This window comes from Cyanobium sp. Cruz-8D1, from assembly GCF_024345975.1.
Taxonomy (GTDB): Bacteria; Cyanobacteriota; Cyanobacteriia; order PCC-6307; family Cyanobiaceae; genus Cyanobium.
This window is the reverse complement of sequence record NZ_JAGQCD010000086.1, coordinates 1-4,771: the sequence shown is the minus strand read 5'-3', so window position 1 is coordinate 4,771 and position 4,771 is coordinate 1. Positions and strand designations below refer to the sequence as shown.

4 protein-coding genes are annotated in these 4,771 nt (G+C 59.6%); 3 read left to right on the top strand and 1 reads right to left on the bottom strand.

Annotated elements, in window-relative coordinates; genetic code table 11:
• Positions 1-121 precede the first annotated feature (121 nt).
• Positions 122-1,084: an efflux RND transporter periplasmic adaptor subunit gene (locus tag KBZ33_RS21030; protein ID WP_255011966.1), complete on the bottom strand. Its 963-nt coding sequence runs from the start codon at positions 1,082-1,084 to the stop codon at positions 122-124.
• A 662-nt stretch (positions 1,085-1,746) separates the two neighbouring features.
• Between KBZ33_RS21030 and KBZ33_RS21025 the strand changes: the two genes are divergently transcribed.
• From KBZ33_RS21025 to KBZ33_RS21015, 3 genes are all read left to right on the top strand, one after another.
• The gene (locus tag KBZ33_RS21025; protein ID WP_254954628.1) at positions 1,747-1,977 is read left to right on the top strand and encodes a hypothetical protein; all 231 of its coding nucleotides are present in this window, start codon (positions 1,747-1,749) and stop codon (positions 1,975-1,977) included.
• Positions 1,978-2,301: 324 nt separating this feature from the next.
• Positions 2,302-4,053: an HAD-IC family P-type ATPase gene (locus KBZ33_RS21020; protein ID WP_254954626.1), complete on the top strand. Its 1,752-nt coding sequence runs from the start codon at positions 2,302-2,304 to the stop codon at positions 4,051-4,053.
• Positions 4,040-4,771 (top strand): HAD-IC family P-type ATPase (locus tag KBZ33_RS21015; RefSeq protein ID WP_255011965.1); only part of this gene is annotated, 732 nt, incomplete at its 3' end. The genes KBZ33_RS21020 and KBZ33_RS21015, both read left to right, overlap by 14 nt.

Genomic DNA, 4,771 nt, shown 5'->3' with positions numbered 1-4,771 from the left:
GAGGCCCAGCCAACCGCCGCACTCAGTCACAGTGGCCTGGTCGCATCGGCGACGCAGTGGCTGGCCTTGATAGGGACTGGGCTATAATCGGCTGTTGGAATCTGCCGCGTAGCGGCTTAGTTCAACGATTGTTCTGCAGGGGGCCCAGCTGCACGGGGGTCTGCAGAGCGAAGTTGGTGCCGGCGGGCAGCTTGCGTGCCACGGTCAGATCCGTACGGCCTGGACGCCGCTCCAGATCCGCCAGGCTGCCCACCTCGTAGACGAAGCTCTGACCGGAGATCTGGGTGACGGCCGCGAAGGGCACCGACAGCTCCTGGCGACTGTCGAGCACCAGCCGGGTGCGGGTACGCAGGCCGGTGCGTAGCAACCCCCCCGGATTGGCGAACTCCGCCTTGGCCAGCAGCGACTGGGTGCCGGCCACCACGCCGGGGTCGAGGGAGCCGACCACGCTCTGGGCCATGGGCTTGTTGCTGGCGGGATCCATCAGGATCACCGTCTGACCCAGCCGCAGCCGATCGGCGAACACGGCAGGGACGTCCACCCGGGCCATCAGCCGGTCGTTGCGGATGATCGTGGTGAATGGGGAATTCGCCGCGATCACGTCGCCCAGCTTCACCTGAAGGTCGCCGACGATCCCGGTGATCGGTGCTTTCAGATCGCGGAAGGCCAGATCCGCCCGGCGGGCCACCAGATTCTGCTGGGAGGAAATGTAGTTCTGGCGGAAACTGTCCCGCTGGAAAGCGCTGGCCGCCCCCTGACGCACGAGGTATTCATAGCGCTCGTAGTTGAGCTTGTTGGTCTGCACCTCCGCCTCCAGTCGAGCCACGTCGGCCTGGGCCTGGGCCTGGTCGAGCACCAGCAGAATCTGACCTTCGGTGACTTTGTCCCCCTGACGCACCAGCAGGCGCTGGATGCGGCCACCAGCCTGTGACGCCAGCCGCACCTCCTCGATGGCCTCCAGGGTGCTGACGGTGTCGACGTTGTCGGTGAAGGGGGCCAGGGTGGCCGCTTCGGCACGCACCGAAAGCGGTGGCCTGGCGGCGGGAGGCTCTGTCTGGCAGCCGGTCAGCAAGGCGAGAGCCACCAGAGGTCCGCTCAGCAGACCAAGCCGAGCAGGCTTGGATGGACGGGATCGCTGGGGTGTGAGGCAGTGGTTGGTGTGCTTTCGCAACCCTAATGAAAGAATGAACACCGAATCTTCAAATCGAATCCCTCAGCAAGGAGGATACTAAGGCATCAGGGAACATTTCTGAGGCTGAAGGCAGGCATGGCTTCGGGGCCGGATTCATGGACGGCTCGGGACCACACATCGGAGGTCCTGAAAGCGCTGAATCCGTATCCATCAAGCCCCCAGGCCGTGCCTGGCTTTACACCAGCCGTGCCCCCATCTCCTGCAAGCCGCTTCAATATCAACCACACCCAAGCAATTGGTCTCCACATCACAACACTATTTCCACAGGTCGAGCCGATGGCTTAGCCTATTTGAGCTGATGGCTATATCAGGGTTGGCGCAACACTTTTAATGGGCTTCAAAGGCACTCCGACTGAAATCCAGTCGCGTTGCTTGTTTGACCCTCTCAGGTATTATCAAAAACCCGCACGACACTCGTCAAGAGCAAGCGATCGATGACGAGCGAGAGACCACCTCTGTTCGGGAAAACCAGATTTCTCAAAGGCCTGATCGAAGCGTTCATTGATCAGATCATCGAGGGAACCATCTCTTTGGACATGGGCGTCAAGGCCTAGGTGGGCATCGCCTCCGGATGGATCACCACGCCTCTGCTCGCGGCGGTGAAGGGTTTCGTGCTGTTGCTTGTCGTGCCGAACGTTTTTGGCCAGCATGTCGACCAAGCCGAGGCGGTCCGACTGATGCCCCCAGAACTGGAACGGCCCTACCTGGTGGACCAGCCCAGCACTGAATCAGGAGACGCTGACAATCCCCATGGCGATCATCACGCGCATTCGAGCGAAGTCTGAACAGCCAAGAAACTGAACTGGAAACAATTGCTCTGCTGATCAGAAACCATTCTGGCATCTGAGCCCTCACACCCTCTCAGGTCAATCATTCAGCCATCCATGGGACTTCGGAGGCGTTCTGGCAAACTCGTACTTGGGCTGATAGACCGACGCGGCATCGCCCATACTGGCGGATGCAGCAATCAGGCACTTCAGAATCAGATTGCCATAGAAAAGGGATGTTAGATTGGGAGGATAGCCGATGGAGCCTGCAAGAGAGGTTTTCTGGCCTTTCGCTGCATACGGGTCCAATCCCTGCCATTTCCTGACACCGATTCTCCAGAAATGACGAAGCCAAGCGCCGCCATTCATCAAGCGAATCCGCAAACCACAGCACAGGCGATCCCCTGGCACAGCCTTGATCTTTCTGCGGTGCTGGCTCGCGTTGATGTCGATCCGGGACAGGGTCTGACCGATGCTCAGGCCACAAAGCAACAGGAGCGCTTCGGAAAGAATGAACTGAAAGCCAAAAAGGGTCGCTCTCGGCTTTGGATGTTTCTGATTCAGTTCAAGAATCCACTGCTTTACATTCTGCTCATTGCTGGTGTCGTCAAGGCCTTCATGGGCTCCTGGATTGAGGCGGGAGTGATCACCGGTGTCGCCGTTCTGAATGCGCTGATCGCTTTCGCGCAGGAATCGAAGGCGGAGTCTGCGATCAAGGCGTTGGCCTCATCGGTCACCACCGAGGCCATGGTGCGTCGCAATGGGGAGATGCAGAAACTTCCTTCATCGGAACTCGTGCCAGGGGATCTAGTGCTTCTCGCTTCTGGCGACAAAGTACCTGCCGACATTCGCCTCGTCACAAGCCGCAGCCTGCAGGTCAATGAGTCCGGACTCACGGGAGAGTCCGTTGCCGTGGAAAAGGACGCCGATTCGAATGTACTGGACCCAGATGTTCCCCTTGGCGATCGAATCAACATGGCCTATGCCGGCAGCTTCATCACCTTCGGGCAGGCAGAAGGCGTCGTCGTCGAGACCGGGCAGAGCACCGAAACCGGCCGGATTTCAACATTGATGGATGAAAGCAGCGCCCTGACCACACCGCTCACGCGAAAATTTGAACGATTCAGCAATCTGCTGTTGAGAGCAATCCTGGGGATTGCCATCTTTACCTTCATTGTTGGTCTGGCCTGGGGGAATACCCCATTCGATATGTTTCAGGCTGCCGTCGCCCTTGCGGTGAGTGCCATCCCAGAGGGTCTTCCTGCCGTGGTCACCATCACGCTGGCCATCGGGGTTTCTCGGATGGCGGAACGGCATGCCATCGTCAGGAATCTACCGGCCGTGGAAACGCTCGGCAGCGCCACAATCATTTGTTCCGACAAGACCGGAACCCTTACCGAGAACGAGATGACGGTGCAAGCGCTTTATGCAGGCGATCAGCGTTATCAGTTTGTCGGTGATGGCTATGCGCCCAAGGGAGATCTTCTGGATGCCGAAGATGAACCGATGGAGATCACCCAGCTGCCGGTGGCTGTTCGGGACTGCCTGCTCGCCGGTGTGCTCTGCAACGATTCTGAACTGGCCCATGAAAACAAGATCTGGAGCATCGTTGGTGATCCCACCGAAGGTGCCCTGCTGGTCTCAGGTCGCAAGGTCGGCCTCGACCGCTCCCGGCTCGCCGAAACCCATCCCCGCCTCGACAGCATCCCGTTCGAATCCGACTATCAATACATGGCAACCCTGAACCAGATGCCGAACGGTGGCGGTGGGGTGATCTGGATGAAGGGGTCCGTCGAATCCTTGCTCAAGCGTAGCGATACATTCCTTGATTCCCAGGGACGTGCCCATCCGATCAACAAGGAAAGGCTCCAACACCAGGCCGATCGCATGGCTTCCAAGGGTCTGCGCGTCCTGGCCTTTGCCCAGAAGCCGCAGGCGAACACCGCCATTGATCACGACGATCTGGCCTCGGGCCTGGTTTTCCTCGGTCTTCAGGGAATGATCGATCCGCCACGCTCCGAGGCCATCCAATCCATTCGAGCCTTCCACAGCGCGGGCGTCGATGTGAAAATGATCACCGGTGATCACCGGTGATCACAAGGTCACCGCTGAAGCGATTGCCGATCGCATGAAGCTCAGTCAACAGGAGACGACCACGGCCTTCAGCGGGCAGGAGCTCTCAGACCTGGACAAGAACGACTTCGTCCATGCCGCCCTGGAGGGAAGTGTCTTCGCCCGGGTCGTTCCGGAGCAGAAGCTTCGCCTGGTTCAGGCCCTGCAGTCCCGCGGTCACATCGTTGCGATGACCGGCGATGGTGTGAATGATGCGCCTGCTTTAAAGCAGGCGGACATCGGCATCGCCATGGGGATCACCGGCACGGAAGTGGCGAAGGAAGCGGCGGATATGGTCCTCACCGACGACAACTTCGCTTCGATCGAAGCGGCCGTGGAGGAAGGCAGGAATGTGTTCCAGAACCTGATGAAGGCCCTGGCCTTCCTGTTGCCGGTCAACGGTGGTCTGGCGGCCAGCGTGTTTCTGAGCGTGATGGTTGGCCGGGGTCAGTCCCTGCCGATTCAGCCGCTTCAGGTGCTCTGGATCAACATGATCATTTCGATCACGATGACGATTCCCATCGCGTTCGAGCCCAAGCCCTACGACCTGATGGAGCGCCCGCCCCGCTCTCCCCAGCCTGACTGCCCGACACATCTCATCCGAGACGGTCATGCGACAGCCAGCAGTTGGGACTGGCGTGGCCGTGGCGGCAGGTCAATCCGCGTGAACCAGGGCTGTTTCTGCCGTCGTTGGACGCCG

Excerpts from the sequence above, each read along its gene's own strand:
- KBZ33_RS21020 (WP_254954626.1), top strand. The coding sequence starts at position 2,302 with ATGACGAAGCCAAGCGCCGCCATTCATCAAGCGAATCCGCAAACCACA.